The 15888-nt window shown below is 72.0% G+C and carries 13 protein-coding genes; 9 read left to right on the top strand and 4 right to left on the bottom strand.

Going from position 1 to position 15888, the window contains the following annotated elements:
• Window positions 1-67: 67 nt before the first annotated feature.
• From rpmG to ABEA93_RS33900, 4 genes are all read left to right on the top strand, one after another.
• A complete protein-coding gene (gene rpmG, locus ABEA93_RS33915) occupies window positions 68-232 on the top strand; it encodes a 50S ribosomal protein L33 (protein ID WP_345679746.1) in 165 nt (54 codons plus the stop codon).
• Between the two features lie 66 nt (window positions 233-298).
• Window positions 299-541 (top strand): type B 50S ribosomal protein L31, encoded by a 243-nt coding sequence (locus ABEA93_RS33910; RefSeq protein ID WP_345679745.1) that lies wholly within the window; start codon window positions 299-301, stop codon window positions 539-541.
• A gap of 132 nt (window positions 542-673) precedes the next feature.
• Window positions 674-1816, top strand: coding sequence for a magnesium and cobalt transport protein CorA (locus ABEA93_RS33905; RefSeq protein WP_345679744.1), 1143 nt, complete (start codon window positions 674-676; stop codon window positions 1814-1816).
• Between the two features lie 268 nt (window positions 1817-2084).
• Window positions 2085-3437, top strand: a complete 1353-nt coding sequence (locus ABEA93_RS33900; protein ID WP_345679743.1) for a DEAD/DEAH box helicase — start codon at window positions 2085-2087, stop codon at window positions 3435-3437.
• Between the two features lie 4 nt (window positions 3438-3441).
• Here ABEA93_RS33900 and ABEA93_RS33895 read toward each other — a convergent pair whose 3' ends face one another.
• A complete protein-coding gene (locus ABEA93_RS33895) occupies window positions 3442-4008 on the bottom strand; it encodes a TIGR03086 family metal-binding protein (RefSeq protein ID WP_345679742.1) in 567 nt (188 codons plus the stop codon).
• 75 nt (window positions 4009-4083) lie between these two features.
• Window positions 4084-4866 (bottom strand): GNAT family N-acetyltransferase, encoded by a 783-nt coding sequence (locus tag ABEA93_RS33890; protein ID WP_345679789.1) that lies wholly within the window; start codon window positions 4864-4866, stop codon window positions 4084-4086.
• Window positions 4867-5377: 511 nt separating this feature from the next.
• On the opposite strand from ABEA93_RS33890, the gene ABEA93_RS33885 reads away from it, so the two are divergent.
• Window positions 5378-6598, top strand: coding sequence for a cytochrome P450 (locus ABEA93_RS33885; RefSeq protein ID WP_345679741.1), 1221 nt, complete (start codon window positions 5378-5380; stop codon window positions 6596-6598).
• Between the two features lie 128 nt (window positions 6599-6726).
• Window positions 6727-7488, top strand: a complete 762-nt coding sequence (locus ABEA93_RS33880; protein WP_345679740.1) for an alpha/beta fold hydrolase — start codon at window positions 6727-6729, stop codon at window positions 7486-7488.
• A 120-nt stretch (window positions 7489-7608) separates the two neighbouring features.
• Here ABEA93_RS33880 and ABEA93_RS33875 read toward each other — a convergent pair whose 3' ends face one another.
• Window positions 7609-7809, bottom strand: a complete 201-nt coding sequence (locus ABEA93_RS33875; RefSeq protein ID WP_345679739.1) for a hypothetical protein — start codon at window positions 7807-7809, stop codon at window positions 7609-7611.
• 847 nt (window positions 7810-8656) lie between these two features.
• Between ABEA93_RS33875 and ABEA93_RS33870 the strand changes: the two genes are divergently transcribed.
• Window positions 8657-10066, top strand: a complete 1410-nt coding sequence (locus tag ABEA93_RS33870) for a hemolysin family protein (RefSeq protein ID WP_345679738.1) — start codon at window positions 8657-8659, stop codon at window positions 10064-10066.
• A 74-nt stretch (window positions 10067-10140) separates the two neighbouring features.
• Window positions 10141-11202 (top strand): hemolysin family protein, encoded by a 1062-nt coding sequence (locus ABEA93_RS33865; protein WP_345679788.1) that lies wholly within the window; start codon window positions 10141-10143, stop codon window positions 11200-11202.
• Window positions 11203-11289: 87 nt separating this feature from the next.
• Here the strand turns inward: ABEA93_RS33865 and ABEA93_RS33860 are convergent, their stop codons facing one another.
• A complete protein-coding gene (locus tag ABEA93_RS33860; protein WP_345679737.1) occupies window positions 11290-13737 on the bottom strand; it encodes a hypothetical protein in 2448 nt (815 codons plus the stop codon).
• 154 nt (window positions 13738-13891) lie between these two features.
• Here ABEA93_RS33860 and ABEA93_RS33855 point away from each other — a divergent pair, with 154 nt between their 5' ends.
• Entirely contained in the window at window positions 13892-15670 is a 1779-nt protein-coding gene (locus ABEA93_RS33855; protein WP_345679736.1) for an ankyrin repeat domain-containing protein, read from the top strand.
• Window positions 15671-15888: the final 218 nt, after the last annotated feature.

Below are 15888 nucleotides of genomic sequence, written 5' to 3'. Positions count from 1 at the left end.
GAAATCGTTTTCAGCTCATGTCGCCGCGGTCGGCATCGCGGGACACCGAGAAAACGAGGAGGCCCCCATGGCACGCAGCGAGCTGCGCCCGGTCGTGAAACTGCGGTCGACCGCAGGCACCGGAACCACGTACGTCACGCGCAAGAGCCGCCGGAACGACCCGAACCGGCTGGAGCTGCGCAAGTACGACCCGGTCGCCCGCCGGCACGTGCTCTTCCGCGAAGAGCGCTGACCCGCCGCACCCGGCCAGGCGCGACAGCGCCCACCCGTCCGTCCGACGACGCCTTGGAGGCATCCCATGCGCAAGACCATCCACCCCGAGTACCGCCCCGTCGTGTTCCGTGACAAGTCCGCGGACTTCGCGTTCCTGACCCGGTCCACGCTGACCGGCACGCAGACCGTGGAATGGACGGACGGCAAGACCTACCCGGTCTTCGACGTCGACATCTCGTCCGCGAGCCACCCGTTCTGGACCGGCAAGGGCCGCGTCCTGGACACCGCGGGACGCATCGAGCAGTTCAACCGGCGTTACGGCAAGTAAGGCACGCCGGACACCGGAGGGCAGTGGATTCCGGGGCGACAAAAGGGACAATGGCGAGGGCCGGTCGGCATCCGACCGGCCCTCGGCCGTGCCCGCTCCGCCCCACGCTGTTCGCTCCGCTCCGGAGGTCCGATGAACGACCGGCGACGCCCCTCGCTGCGCGGCCGCAGGCACTCCGCCGGGCCCCGGCCGGACACCACCGCGCCGGAGGAGTCCATGGACCCCCGCGCCCCGGACCCGACGCCGCCCGTGGAGCGGTCGCTGATCGACAGCGCGCTATACGTCGACGGGCAGCGGGCGGCCTCGCCGACCACCCTCGCGGACACCTACCGCGACCTGCACGAACGCCCCGGCGCGATGGCGTGGATCGGCCTGTACCGCCCGGCCGCCGCGCAGCTGCTGTCCGCCGCCGAGGAATTCGGCCTGCACGAACTGGCCGTCGAGGACGCCATCGTGGCGCACCAGCGGCCCAAGCTGGAGCGCTACGGCGAGACCCTGTTCGCCGTCCTGCGCGCCGCGCGCTACCTCGACGAGACCGAGGAGGTCGACTTCGGCGAGGTCCACGTCTTCCTCGGCCGCAACTTCGTGCTGACCGTCCGGCACGCCGAATCCCCCGACCTGGCCGCCGTGCGCCGCTGGGTCGAGGACCGCCCCGACCTGCTGAAACGCGGCCCCGAGGCGGTCCTGTACGCGATCCTCGACAGCATCGTCGACGACTACGCCCCCGTCGTGGCCGGCCTCCAGCACGACATCGACGAGATCGAGAACGAGGTCTTCCTCGGCGAGCCCAACGTCTCCCGCCGCATCTACGAACTCGGCCGCGAAGTCATCGAATTCCAACGCGCCGGCCGCCCGCTGCTGGACATGCTCCGCGACCTGTCCGCGGGCTTCGACAAGTACGGCGTCGACGAGGAACTCCGCCGCTACCTCCGCGACGTCGAGGACCACGCCACCACCGTCGTCGAACGCGTCGACGGCTTCCGCCAGATGCTGCAGAACATCATGGCCGTCAACGCCGCCCTCGTGACCCAGGCGCAGAACGAGGAGATGAAGCAGCTCACCCAGGTCAGCCTCGCCCAGAACGAAGAGGTCAAGAAGATCTCCGCGTGGGCGGCCATCCTGTTCGCCCCGACCCTCATCGGCGGCATCTACGGCATGAACTTCGACGAGATGCCGGAACTCCACTGGGTCGCGGGCTACCCGTTCGCCATCGCCCTGATGATCCTGGTGTGCGTGACGCTGTATCTGCTGTTCAAGCGGCGGGGATGGCTGTAAAAGCCTGGTCACGCTCCGCTGATTTCCGATAGCTTGCCGTGGCAACCGGTTCGATGGACGGCAAGCCCTGGGGGACGCATGAGCACAGAGGCCGGCAACCACACCGCACCAACGGTGTCGGTGGCACTCCTCGACGACGACCCGGCTTGCCGACGACGAGCATGCGGTCCGGGCCGAACGCGAGAAATACGCCGGAGAACGCATCCGGCTGTCCGGCGAACTGTCCGAGGCATTGTCGGCCGAGACGCTTGTCCGGGGCGCGGAGCTGATGCGACAGCGGCTCGACACGCTGCAGCGGCGACGCGGAACCCAGCGCAGCCAGCGCAATCTGATGGCCCACATGAAGGGCTGGGCGATCACGACGCATGCGGTGCGACAACTGGTGTTGGAACCGAAGCTCTTCGACTTGGTCGTCATCGACGAGGCGAGCCAGTGTTCGATCGCCGCGGTCGTGCCGCTGCTGTTCCGCGCGCGCCGGGCGTTGATCATCGGCGACCCGATGCAGCTCGGCCATATTCCGGGGATCTCTCCCGAGCAGGAACGCCAGGCGCGCGTTCGGGCCGGCCTGACGGCGGCATGGTTGGAGGACCGTAGGTTCGCGTACCACGTGTACTCGGCGTATCACGCCGCCGCCCAGAACGGTGATGCCGCGCTGCTGCTCGACGAGCACTACCGGTGCCGTCCCGAGATCGCGGATGTCGTCAACGGACATTGCTACGCGGGCCGGTTGGAGGTGTTGACCAACGTCCTCGGGCAGGTCCCGCCGGTCGGCATCGGCGGCGCCGGCGGCCGGGGTCCCGGTCAGGTGCTGGCCTGGTCGGATGTCCCGAACGGGCAGTCGATGCGCGGGCCGGGCGACAAGTCGTGGTGCAATCCGGCGGAGGCCTCCGTGGTGGCCGCCGTGGTGAAGGACCTGCTTCAGGAGCTTCCGGAGACCGCGACGGTCGGCGTCGTCACCCCGTTCCGAGCGCAGAAGGACGCGCTGGAACGGGAGATCGGCGGCGACCGGGTGCGGGTGGGCACCGTGCATGCGTTCCAGGGCGGGCAACGGGACGTCATGGTGCTCAGCCCCGTGGCCACCGGGAACACTCCCCCGGGCACCGCGAAGTGGGTGGCGAACCAGGTCAATTTGTGGAATGTGGCGATCACCCGCGCGAAGTCGCAGTTGACCACGGTGGGCGACCACGGGTTCTGGCGGGACCGGACGGGGCTGCCGCACGTACTCGCGACCCGGTCCGGGCTGGTGTCCGCAGGCGGCGCCGCGCCCGTTCCGGGCTTCGTGCCCGGCATGCCGCGGGATCCCGACCGGGAGCTGCTGGTGGACCGGGTGCAGCAATTCCTGGGAGCCCGCGGCGTGGAACGCGATGCCGTCATCGGCGGTTATCCCGTCGACCTCCTGTTCGCCGGTGCGGAGGGTCCGGTGGCGGTGCTGGTCGACGCGGGCCCGATCCCAGGAGGTGATCCGGCGCGCCACCTGCGGCTGAGCCAGGAACGCGCGCGGCTCCTGGTCGGGTTGCCGGTCGAAGGCCGGGCAGGTGCCGAGGGCGTCGTCGACGTGATCCGGGTGCCCGCGTGGCGGGCCTTGGCCGGGGACGAGGCTCTCATGCCGCTGTTCGGCTGAGCTGCTACGCCTTCCAGTCCGGGTTGCGGCCGGCGGCGCCGAGGACGCGGGCGAATGCGGGGGCGTCGGCGGGGACGGGGAATTCCGGGCCGAAGACCTTGTTGTCGCGGGCCATGGGGGCCATGGCGTCGATGAAGACGCCGATCTCGGCGACGGCTTCGGGAGCGGGCTCGTAGGACTGACCAGTTGCTCGGGCGAGGTCCCAGGCGTGCAGGGTCAGGTCGAGCAGGGCCATGTGGCCGACGGTGCGGGAGGCGATGCCCCAGCCGGGCGAGACGCCTTCCTCGCTGTCCGGTGCGGCCCACGCGGTGACGAGGTTGTCGACCTCGGCGGCGAACTGCTTGCGCCAGTCGCCGTGCAGGTAGTCGGCGGGGACCGTCCAGTCGACGGATCCCTTGGCGGCGAGGACCTGGAAGTTGACCACCACCAGGTAGAGGTGGTTGGCCAGGTCGGCGACGGTGTAGTCGGCGCACGGCGTGGGCTCGGCGAAGCGGTCTTCGGTGATGCCGTCGACGACGGGGAGGGCGCGAGTGCCGGCGGCGGCGAGGAGTTGGGAGATGGGGATGTCCATGAATCCGACGCTAACCGTTCGCACAGATGTTCGTCTTGAAGAAACGCGACACGGCACGTCGGCCGATCGGGTGAGTCAGCCGGGGACGGGGACGGCGCCGGGCACCAGCGCGTGTTCGACGACCGGGCCGAGCGGGCGGAAGCCCGCGGCGCGGTAGACGGACTGGCCGGCCTCGGAGGCCTGGAGGACGACCACGGCCTGGCCGAGGTCCGCGGCGGTGCGGACGGCGGCGTGCGCCATGGCGGTGCCGTGGCCCTGACGGCGGTGCGCGGCGAGGGTCGCGATGTTGTACACGCCGGCGACGCCCATGTGCGCGAACACCTCGGCGGTGGCGACCGGTTCGCCGTCCACGTAACCGACCAGGTAGCGCGCGGCGCTGTCCGGGCCGAGCGCGGTCGGCGCGGTGGCTGCGAAGAACTCGCGGACGGTCGCGGACGGCGGGTCCCAGGTGGCGGCCAGCACGACAGCGAAGTCGGCGAGCGTGCGCACGTCGTCCGCGATCCGGATCTCCAGCGCGGACGGGGCTCCGTCGGGGACGGCGGTGGGGTCGGCCCACATCGCCAGCTCGTGCTCGGCCTCCGGCAGGCCGGCGGCGCTCAGCCGCTCGGACAGGTCGGCCGGCCGGGAGGCGGGCCCCACCCACCACGAGAACGGCCTCCCGCTCCCCCGCAGATGCCGCACGGTGTCGGCGATCCGCAGATCGGCATCCCGCTCGGCGAACCGCGCCGCGGCGACGATGTTGAACGTGTCGTCGGGCAACCCGCTGTCCGCGAACACCAGATCGGCCGTCTCGGTGACGGTCATGTGATGGGTCCGCCGGTGCAGGTGGCACGCGTGCTCGGCGAGGTTGTGCTCCATCCGCAACGCCAGCTGGGCGGCATCGGCAAGATCCGGCGGCAGGCTGAGATCGATCGCGTCCACCCCTTCATGATCCCGCGCCGACACCGAAGACCCCGGACACGGCACGCCGGGCGAGCATGGGAGGGGCGGACTCCGGCGGGCTGCCGAGCGGTGGATTGGCGGGTGGGAGCGATTGAGGCGGAGCCGACGGCGACCGAGGCGGGAGGCAGGGCGCGACCCAGCGCGGAGCGCGGAGCGCGGAGCGCGGAGCGGAGCGGGAGACGGGGGCGAGGCGCGGTGCAGTGCGGCGCAGCGCGAGGCACGAGGCAGCGCGAGGCACGAGCGGCGAGCGGATGCCGACCGGGAACACCTCACCCCGCTCTCTCCCCCTCTCCCTACCGCGCCTGCGGTGACCGCGGAGCGGGCTGACGGGGGAAACGAAAGCCGGGAGCCCGCCGGTCTGGTTTCCTGACTATTTTTGTGGGGTCACCGGGCGGTCCCGTGCGGCCGCATGTCTCGAGGGGGAGCTATGGCCATACCGTCGCTGGGGCTTGCGGGGGTTGATCTGACGGATCTCGACGTGTTCGCCGACGGGTTTCCGCACGACGTGTTCGCGGTGCACCGGGAGGAAGCGCCCGTGTACTGGCACGAGCCCACCGCGCACACCCCCGACGGGGTCGGCTTCTGGTCGGTTGCCACGCATGCCGAGACGCTGGAAGTCCTGCGCGATGCCGACACCTACTCCTCCGAGCACGGCGGCACGATCCTGGCCGACTCCCCCGCGAGCGGCCTGGTGATCAACATGATGGACGACCCGCGGCACAACCGGATCCGCCGCCTCGTCAACAAAGGCCTCACGCCGCGCATGGTCGCGCTGCTCGCCGACGACCTCGCGCGCCGCACGCGCCTGCTCGTCGATCGGATCGAGCCCGGCGTGCCCGTGGACTTCCTGGCCGCCGTCGCGGGCGAGCTGCCGATGCAGACGATCTGTTCGATGCTCGGCGTGCCGGAGGCCGACCGGCACGAGCTGTTCGGCTACATCGAGCACCTGTTCGACCACCGCGAAGGCCGGGAAGCCGAGCAGGTCGCGGCGCAGCGGGCGATGTTCGGCTACGGCACCGCGCTGATCACCGAGAAACGGGAGCGGCCAACCGAGGACATGCTGTCGCTCGTCGTGCACGCCGAGTTGGCGGACGTCGATCCGCCCCGCCTCACCCCCGTCGAACTCCAGATGTTCTTCAACCTGCTGTTCGCCGCCGGCGCCGAGACCACCCGCAACGCCATCGCGGGCGGGCTTCTGGCACTGGCCGATAATCCGGCGCAGTTCGCGGCGCTGCGGGCGGATCCCGAGTACCTCATGGGGACCGCGGTCGAGGAGATCATGCGGTGGACGTCGCCCTCGCCGTCGAAGCGCCGGACCGCGACCCGCGACGCCGTGCTCGGCGGTCGGCGGATCGCCGCGGGCGACAAGGTCCTCGTGTGGGAGGGCTCGGCGAACCGGGACGCGCTGGCGTTCCCCGAGCCGGACCGGTTCGACGTCTCCCGCGACCCGAATCCGCACCTGGCGTTCGGCCAGGGCGTGCACTACTGCCTCGGCGCGAACCTCGCCCGCCTGGAGACCCGGACGGTGCTGGCCGAGCTGCTCACCCGGTTCGGCACGGTGCAGACCGTCGGCGCGCCGGAGTGGACACGCAGCAACCGGCACACCGGGCTGCGCACGCTGCCCTTGGTATTCGGCCGGCCTGTGTAACGCCGCCGCCGCGCCCCGCGCCACGCCCGCCTGCAAACCTGACGCTTCCTGTCAGGTATCCGTCATAGCGTCGCTCTCAGCAGCCCCGGGGAAGCAGCCCCCGAGGGCATCCGCCGAAGGAGCGCATCATGGCCACCATCGTTCTCGTCCCCGGATTCTGGCTCGGCGGGTGGGCGTGGGAGCGGGTCGTCGGCCCGCTCGCCGCGGCCGGCCACGAGGTGATCCCGGTGACCCTGCCCGGACTGGCGGAGCGGTCAGGCGAGGATCTCACCGCCATCGACCTCGACACCCACATCGAGGCGATCGTGGACCTGGTCCGCGAACGCGACCTCCACGAGGTGGTGCTGGTCGGGCACAGCGGCGGCGGCATCGCGGCTTACGGCGCGGCGGACCGGATCCCGGAGCGGCTCGCGAAGATCGTGTTCGTGGACAGCGGGCCGCTCGCGGACGGCACCTCGCAGTTCGACACGCTGGACCCGGACGAGCAGCCGCTGCGCCGCGCCGAGGTCGCCGCGTCGGGCGACGTCTCGGTGCCGCCGCCCGCGTGGGATGCGGCGGCGGACCCGCAGAACCTCGCGGGGCTGACCGAGGAGGACTTGGCGCTGCTGCGCGAGCGGAGCACGCCCGAGCCGTGGGGTGTGGCGAGCCGTCCGCTGCGGCTGGTGAACCCGGCGCGCTACGACGTGCCGAGCCATCTGGTGGTGAGCACCTTCCCGGTGCAGGTGGTCGAGCAGATGGTCGCCGAGGGCCACCCGTTCTTCGCCGAGTTCACCGCCGCCAAGACGCGCACGGTGCGGGCGGTGCCGACCGGGCACTGGCCGATGTTCTCCAAGCCCGCCGAACTCGCGGCGGCGCTGGCCGAGATCGCCGCCACGGACGACCGGGCCTGACGAGGGCCGGGTCCGGCCCGCGACCCGAACCGGAACGCGACCCGGGAAAGGCGCCGGAACACGCAACGGAACGCAAGGAGACCCGGCGCCGTACCCCCGGCGCCGGGTCTCAGACCTTGCTCACGATCCCGCCAAGCGCAGCAGCCGGGCCCGTTCCTCTTCCACGATCTTCTGTGCGCGCTGCACGATCTCCTCGGACAGGCCGTCGGGGACCTCGCCGTAGGCGCGGTAGCGGTGGAGTTCGCGCGGCCGCACACCGGTGATGTCGTACGCCTTCAGCGCGGCCAGGCGTATCGCATACGCGTCGAGTGTGCGGGTCATTGCCACCTCGTCGGGTCGGACGGGCTCGGTACGGGCAGTCCCCGGGACGGCGGCGCCGTCCACGGTTTCCGCGGCGAGGAGGTCCGCCTCCCGGGCGATCCCCGCTGACCCTTGAACGTCGCGAGCGCCCGCGGCGTTGCAGCTTTCGCCGGAAATTTTGCGGGAATCAGCGGCGCCGGCGCTCGTTTCGTCGCGCAAGGGATCCGGCGCGGCACGGTTTTCCCTTTCTTGTCCGGTTTCCCCCCGGACCGAGCGACGCGGCCGCGGGACCCCTGCGGGTTCCGGCTGCGTGCGCCCGGCTCTGCTGTCCTCCAACACCGCCCCCGGTGGTCGCCGCGCGCCACGTGCCGCGGTCGTGGAATTGCACTCCCCATCCTTGTCGACACGGGCTCCGCCCGGGTTCCCCCGTTCGGATGAATCCACGGGCTACTCCGGGAGGACAAGGAGGCTCCGGCTGCTCCGCACGGGGACGACATGCCTACAATCCGCTCCGCCGATCGGCGTACCGTACCCGTGGCCGCACACACTGTCACGATCCCCTGGCGAACGCCAAGTACTAACCGTCAGTAGCTTTTGACGATGCGTCACGTGAGCTGCGCCACAGGAAGTGCGGGTGACCTGGGGCGTGGGGAACAGCACCTCGGGAACACGCCCGTGCGGTGATACGTTCTAAGACACAAGTTCGTGACCGAACCTTGACGCAATTCCGGCCGAAGGCGGCCGGAATCCACACAGTTTTTCGAGGAGTGTGCGTGTCCGCCCCAGAGACGGACCCCCCTAGTACCGGTCCCTCCCGGACCAGCATGCCATTCGGTGGTGCGCGCGGCGGCGTTCGGGAGGATGTGCGATGAACGCCGCGTCCGCCGCTTTCGGCATACTCGCCGTTGTCGTCCTCACGGTCGGCACCGGCTTCTTCGTCGCCCAGGAGTTCGCGTTCGTCGCGGCCGACCGCGCGTTGCTGCGCCGTCGTGCGGAATCGGGCGACCGCGGCGCGTCCCGTGCACTGACCGTGACCCGTCGTTTGTCCTTCATGCTTTCCGGCGCTCAGCTGGGCATCACCATCACCACGCTGCTGGTCGGCTTCATCGCCGAACCGGCGCTGAGCGCGGTGCTCGGTCCGGTGCTGGAACCCCTCGGGCTGCCGGGCGCGGCCGACAAGGCGCTGACGCTGGTGCTGAGCTTCGCCATCGCGACCGGCGTGCAGATGGTGGTCGGCGAGCTGGTCCCCAAGAACTGGGGCATCGCCGAGCCGGAGCGCGTCGCGGTGCTGCTGGCCCCGCCGACGCTGGTCTACCTGAAGGTCATGGGTCCGGTGATCCGGATGTTCGACACGCTGGCGAACCGCTTGGTGCGCGCGGTCGGCATCGAGCCCGTCGAGGAGATCCACGGCGGTGCCACCACCGAGGAACTGGGCCACATCGTGGCCGAGGCGGACCGCGACGGCGAGTTGGACCACGAGCTGTCCGACATGCTCCAGCGGGCGATCGCGTTCGGTGAGCTGACCGTGGACCAGGTGATGGTGCCGCGGCCGGACGTCATACGCGTCCGCGCCGACGCGACGGCCGCCGAGCTGATCGCGCTGGTGCAGGAATGCGGCCACTCGCACTACCCGGTGGTCGGCGACCGTGTCGACGACATCGTGGGCGTGATAGGCGTCGCCGACCTGCTGGAGGTCGCGCCCGAGCGGGCCGACGCGGTCCGCGTGGGCACGCTCGCCCGGACCCCCCTACTGGTGCCCGACACCGCGGGCCTGCCGTCCCTGCTGGAGCAGCTGCGGGCCGCGGACGAGGAATTCGCGATCGTGCTGGACGAGCACGGCGGCCTCGCTGGCATCGTCACCTACGAAGACGTCGCCGAGGAACTGGTCGGTGAGATCGCCGACGAGACCGACACGGAACCCGTCGTGGACGCGTGCCCCGAGGACGGCTGGTGGCGTCTCGACGCGGTGCTCCGCGTCGACGAGGTCGAGCGGATGATCGGCACGGAACTGCCCGAGGGCCCGTACGACACGCTCGGCGGCCTGGTCATCGCCCGCCTGGGCCGGCTGCCGCAGGTCGGCGACCGGGTGACCATTCCGGATCCCGACGAGGCCGTCGACCCCGAGGCGCCGGTCACCACCGTGGTGGAGATCGAGGTGCTCACCGTCGAGCGGCACGTGCCCGAGCTGGTGCGCGTGCGCACCCGGGTGCCCGTCGTGTCCGAGTCCGACGCGGACACCGCGTCGGTCGGCGCCGGAACCGTGGAGGCGGCCGCATGACCGGGCTTGTCTCCGCTGGTATTGCTTCCACGAGTATTGCTTCCACCGGTGTCGCTTCCGCCGAGCCGGCGTCGATGACGCTTGCCGCGGGCGGCGGCTCGATCGGTGTCGTCCCGGCCGTCATCGCGACGGTCCTGCTGCTCGCCGGGAACGCGTTCTTCGTCGCGGCCGAGTTCGCGCTGCTGGCCGCGCGCCGGCACCGGCTGGAACAGGCCGCCGCGGCCCGCAAGCGCGGCGCGGCGTCGGCGCTGGCCGGAGTCCGCGAGCTGACCCTCATGCTGGCGGGCGCGCAGCTCGGCATCACGATGTGTTCGCTGGGCCTTGGTGTGGTGTCCGAGCCGGCGTTCGCGGCGATGCTCAGCCCGTTGTTCGGGGCCGCGGGCGTGCCGTCGACGGCGGCGCACGCGGTGTCGTTCGCGTTCGCCCTGACCGTCGTGGTGCTGCTGCACATGGTGGTCGGCGAGATGGCGCCGAAGTCGTGGGCGATCGCCGATCCGGAGCGGGCCGCGCTGGTGCTGGCGCCTCCGTTCCGGGCGTTCACCAAGGCGGTGCGGCCGCTGCTGCGCGGCCTGAACGGGGTCAGCAACGGCGTGCTGCGGCTGTTCCGGGTGAAGCCCAAGGACGAGCTGTCGGTACCGAAGGACGCCGAGGGGCTGCGCCGCCTGGTCGGCGAGTCGCGGCGCCTGGGGCTGATCGGCTCGCACGAGCACGACGTGCTGGCCGCCACGCTGCGTACGCACACCGAGGCGCTGGCCCGGCTGGTCGTGCCGGCCGACCGGATCGACGAGGTGCCGTCCGATGCGGGGCCCGAGGAGATCGTCGCGGCGTCGCGGCGCAACGGCCGGAACCGGCTGCTGGTCCGCACGCCGGACGGCCGACTGACCGGTGTACTGCATGTGCGCGAGGTGCTCGCGATACGCGGGGGCGACTCCGCGGGTCCGGCCCCGACCGCGGGCGAGTTGGCCTCGCCGGTGCTGTCGCTGCCGGTCGACACCCCGATCCAGCAGGCCGTGGCCGCGCTCCGGGAGCGCCGCGCCTCGCTGGCCTTGGTGCAGGACGAGCACGGGCAGCTGCTGGGCATGGTCGGTCTCGACGACCTGCTCGGGAGCGTGCTGGGGGCGCGCGCCGCGGCGTAGCGCGGGTACCGGCACGGGATACGACGCGACCGCCGCGTTCCGCCTTCGGGCGGGGCGCGGCGGTCGCGCTTTGTCGGGGGTTGTCGGTCAGCCGAGGATGGCGGCGTTCCACCACGCGGCCGCGCGGGTGACGGCCAACCGGTCGCGCCACAGGTCCTCGGGGTCGTCGGGCATGAGGAATTCGGGCAGTTCGAGGCGGAGTTCGATGGGCACGTCGCGGGCGAGCCCGGCGCCGGCGTCGGCCAAGTCGCGGGCGCTCAGGCCCGCGGCATCGGCGAACGGCTGGGTCATGCCGGGATTCCCGCGCGCCACCATGGGGGCGTTGCGGGGTTCGAAGCCGACGGTCAGGATCGCGGCGCGGGCGACCGACATGTGCGTGGCTTGGGCGAAGGCCGCGACGGACTTCTCCGGCCAGGGGGCGCCGCCGCGTTCGTCGAGGAGCCGGAGCAGCGCGGCGATGCGGTCGGCGCCGCCCCAGCCGGCGCAGATCCGGGCGTCGGTGGTGCTGCCGAAGGGCGGGGGGCCGAAGACGCCGTCGGCGGCGTATTCCAGGGCGGTGACCGGTCCGGAGTTGGCGCGTTGCAGGACGATCAGGCAGCCGCGCGGGGTACGGCAGACGGTGCCTTCCCGAGGGCTGTTCCGCACGTCCAGGCTCAGGGTCATCGTGCGCCAGCGGCCTGCCGGGTCGCTCATCGGCAGGGCACCGCACGAGCGGAGGCCGTCGTTGTTGAGGTCGCCGCCGCGGGAGGTGGTGGCCGTCGAGAGTGCGGCGCGCAGGGCTTGCCCGCCGAGCCGGCCGAGTTTCTGCTCCCAGCCCTGTGCGTTGGCGAGGTCGATGTGCGGGGGCGGGACGGGGATGCCCGGGTCGACGCACAGGTCGGCGACGGTCTGGATGCGCCGGTACATGTCCTGCATCTCGGTGAAGATGCGGGCCCGCAGGTCGCCCGCGTCCGCGCGCGGACAAGGCAGCGGGGTGATGCGCAGCGCGCTCGCGTCGTCGAGGTGCCGGGCCGCCAGGACCCGGGTTTCGAGAGCCGTCCAGAGGGTCCCGGCGATGCCGTCGAGGAGGCGGTCCGCGGTGATCCCGGGGAGTTCGGGCGTCGCGGCCGCGCGGAGGGCGGCGAAAGCTTCGGCGACTTCCCAGGAGTGGTCGCCGACGGGGTGGCGCCTGCCGAGTTCGGTGACGTGGCGGGCGATGTCGCCGTCGGGGCCGGAGGCGGCGTCGAGTACGCGGGCGGCCAAGGCGCGGTCGGCGGTGCGGAGCAGCCGGGAGCCGGCGGTGTCGCGGGCGGGCAGGCGGTGCCAGACCTGCGGAGGCGGGACGAGTTCGCTGCCGGATGCCCAGCGGTGGCGTTGCCGTCCGACGCTGTGGGTGCCGGCGACGCCGTTGGGGCGGGCCGGGCCCTGGTACCAGCGGGCAGTGGCGGTGCCGTGCGCGTCCTGGAGTTCCCAGTACCCGTCGGCGGTGCGGTGGGCGCGGACCGGGGCGGGGGCGCCGGGCAGGGCGACGGCGGTGTCGGGGCTGTCGCCGGGGGCAAGCGGCTCGGCGGTGTACGTGCAGTCGGCGTACCGGAACAGGTCGGTGGTCTGGGCGGAGTTGGGCTGGTGGCGGAAGCGGCCGTAGAGCGGGCCGGCGACGACGCCGCGGGGGCCGAAGACGATGCTGCGGTTCTCGTCGGCGACCACGAAGGTGTCTTCTGCCGCACCGGCCTCGGGGGTGATGCGGAAGACGTCGTCGGTGTGGCTGAACCGGCCGTACGCGTCCAGCCCGGAGTCGCCGAGTTCGTCGACGAGCCCGGTCCGCCAGGTCGCGGCGAGCGCCTCGGCCGGGTCGGCGGCCAGGATGGCGCCGATGGCGTCACGTAGGCCCGGGTCGGCGGACGCGGCGACGAGCCGGGCGGGGCCGAGCAGGTCGAGGTAGTGGACGGCTTCGTGGAGCGCCGGGAGGCTGCCGCCGCGGACCTGCTCGGCCCACGCGGCGACGGCTTCGCCGAGGACGTCGACGATGCCCGCCGCGGCGAGCACGGCTTCGGCCGCGCCCTCCCCGTGGCTCAGCAGCGCGCCGGAGCGGCCGAGCGCGAGGAGGTCGCCGCGCCAGTCCAGCACGGCGTCCCGCAGCAGTGGCCGGAAACGTGCGTCGGCGGCGACCGCGGCGAGTTGTCCGCGGCGGGCGCGGGCGAGCCAGGTGCGCAAGGCGAACACGGTGCCGGCGGCCGGGTCGGTGATCGGGACGCCCGCCTCGAGGGCGGCGTCGAGCAGGTCGAGGTCGAGGTCGTAGACGGCGCCGGACGGGCTCCTCCACGGCCGCTCGGTCGCCGCCCCGACGACGTCGCACGTCTCACCGCGGGCACGGACGACAGCGCCGAGCCGCCGGAGTTCGTCGCGCAACGGCCGGGTGAGGCGCTTGCCCGCGGCCTTGGCGATCACCGCCTCGACGGCGCGCGCGTCGGCCGCATCGAGGTCGAGCGGCGCCGCCGCCTCGCCGGTGTGCGCACCGTCCTCTCCCCGCCCCGCCGAGGCGATCTTGTCATCCATGCTGTCCCCGCTTCCGTACCGTCCACCACCGTCTCCCCCGTGCTCCCGTTCTACCAGCGACCGCCGCCACGGCCGGAACTGTGCGTCGGTGCCGGGCGGTGGTCCGCCCACGGCGGCAACTCCCCCTCGGGCGCCCGCCAACGGGTTGTCGGTGGTGGCTGCCACCATCCCCGGCATGGGCTTCTTCGACGGACTCGTCACCCCGGATCCCGATGCGCAGCCGGAACCCCAGCCGCAGGATCGGTTCTTGACGCGATATCAGCTGCGGGAGGCGGGTGAGGATTTCCCGCCCGAAGACCACTTCGTCCCCGCGTGGCTGGAGCACCATGCCGAGGCGGGCCGCGGCACCGACGTGCGGATCCGGGTCAACGGATGGCGGGTGTGGCGCAATTCGGCGACGCTACGGCTCGATGTCTTCGTCTCGCGTATCCCGGCCGGCGGTGACGGTTCCGCGTCGGCACATGGCCGCAATACCGCAGGTGGCCTGCGTTTCGGGCTCCGGTTCGCCGACGGGCGGCGGATCACCACGTTGGACGGCGCGGCGTGGCCGCAATCGCCCGCCGCGGCCAGGCCCACGCTGAGCGTTCGACCCGGGATGGGCGGCGTGTTCCGGTACACGATGAACTTGCACCTGTCCCACCTGCCGCCCGAAGGCGAACTGCGACTGGTGACCGAGTGGCCGGATCGGAATGTACCTGAGACCTGGACGGAGTTGGACGGTTCGGCGGTGGTGGCGGCCGCCTCGCGGGCCGTCGAGGTGTGGCCGGATATCGCTCCGCCGAACCCGCCGGAGCCCGGGGCGGCACCGCAGAGGTTCAGCATGCTGCGCACCAGTTCCGCGCCGCGGAGGCTGATGGCGCCGCCTCCTCCACCGCAGCCTTACCGGCCTCCCCTTCCGCCCCCGGTCGCGTTCGAGCGCGACGATTGGCAGGGGATGCACCGGCAGAACTTCGGCAACCTCGCCTTGGTGAAATCCCGATTGGCGCACGGCGCCGATCCGGACGCGATTCTGGTCAACGGCGATTCCGTACTGCAGTGGGCCGCGGAGCAGGGATCGGGGCGTGTCGTCACCGAAGTGGCACGGCACGCCCGGGACATCGACCGGGTGAACGAACTGTCGGGCGAGACCCCGCTGTGGGCCGCGGTCTGCCGTGGGCACGCGGAAGCCGCCGAGGCGCTGCTGGCGGCCGGTGCGAAGCCGTGGGCGCCGGTGCTCGGCGGGCGGTCCGCAGGGTCTCTCGCCCTGCGCACCAAGCTCGCGCCGTTGTTCGAAGGCCTGCCCGGCTGTGTGCCGTTGACCGCGACGGAACGTGCCGAGCAGGCCGAAGCCGACGCTCACGCGGCGGTGTTCAAGGGGATCCACACCGAAGGCGTGTCGGTGGCGTTCGTCGGCGGGGTCGACGAGGAGGAGGCCGTTCGGCGTCTCGGCTCCACCCCGGAGAGTTCGCCGGTGCTCGACCTGGCTGCCGAGCCGGGACCGCACGGGACGGGGCCCGGGGGCTTCGATCCGTACGACTGGGACACCGCCCTGCGGTTCCTCGGCGTCACCGGGGTCGACGGCGGGTGCGTGGTCGTCCAGCCGAGCGGCTACAAAGCGAACACCACCCCGCTGTTGACGGCCTTGTCGCCGGGCGGGAAGGCGTTCAGCCTGTACTTCAACCCGAAGGGCGGCACGTTCGGCCACTTCTCGGTCGACGGTGCGGACACGTGCGGCGGAGAGCTGGGGTTGGCCGTGCGCGAAGGCTCGGGCAACCCCGAACTCCAGTGGCTGTACCGGTTCTGGGACTGGGACCTCGAGCCGGGCATGCGGTCGACACCGTACCTCGCCTTCGCCGCGGCGATGGCCGGCCTTCGCATCACCGACGCCACCGCCGTTGCCGGTCCGCCGCGCCGTTGGGTCGAGCTTCCGGAAGGCAGCCCGCCGCTGCGCTGACGACCTCGGCGGCATATTCCGCGGAATGCCCTGCGGCCGACGCTGCGGGGCATTCCGCATCGCGTCGGCATTCGCCGACCGTGGTGGCCGTACCGGTTTACCGACCCGGAATTCCGTGGCCCGTACAGCACTCGACACGTGTCGGGTGGGTGGTGTCGATCTCTTGGCTGCTGCGGGGCAACGCCCTTTCTCCGGACCGGTGTTAGCAGGCATGAGGA

It is taken from the genome of Yinghuangia aomiensis, from assembly GCF_039542225.1.
Taxonomy (GTDB): Bacteria; Actinomycetota; Actinomycetes; order Streptomycetales; family Streptomycetaceae; genus Yinghuangia; species Yinghuangia aomiensis.
Note: the sequence above shows the minus strand (reverse complement) of the source record. Positions and strands in the feature narration are given on the sequence as shown.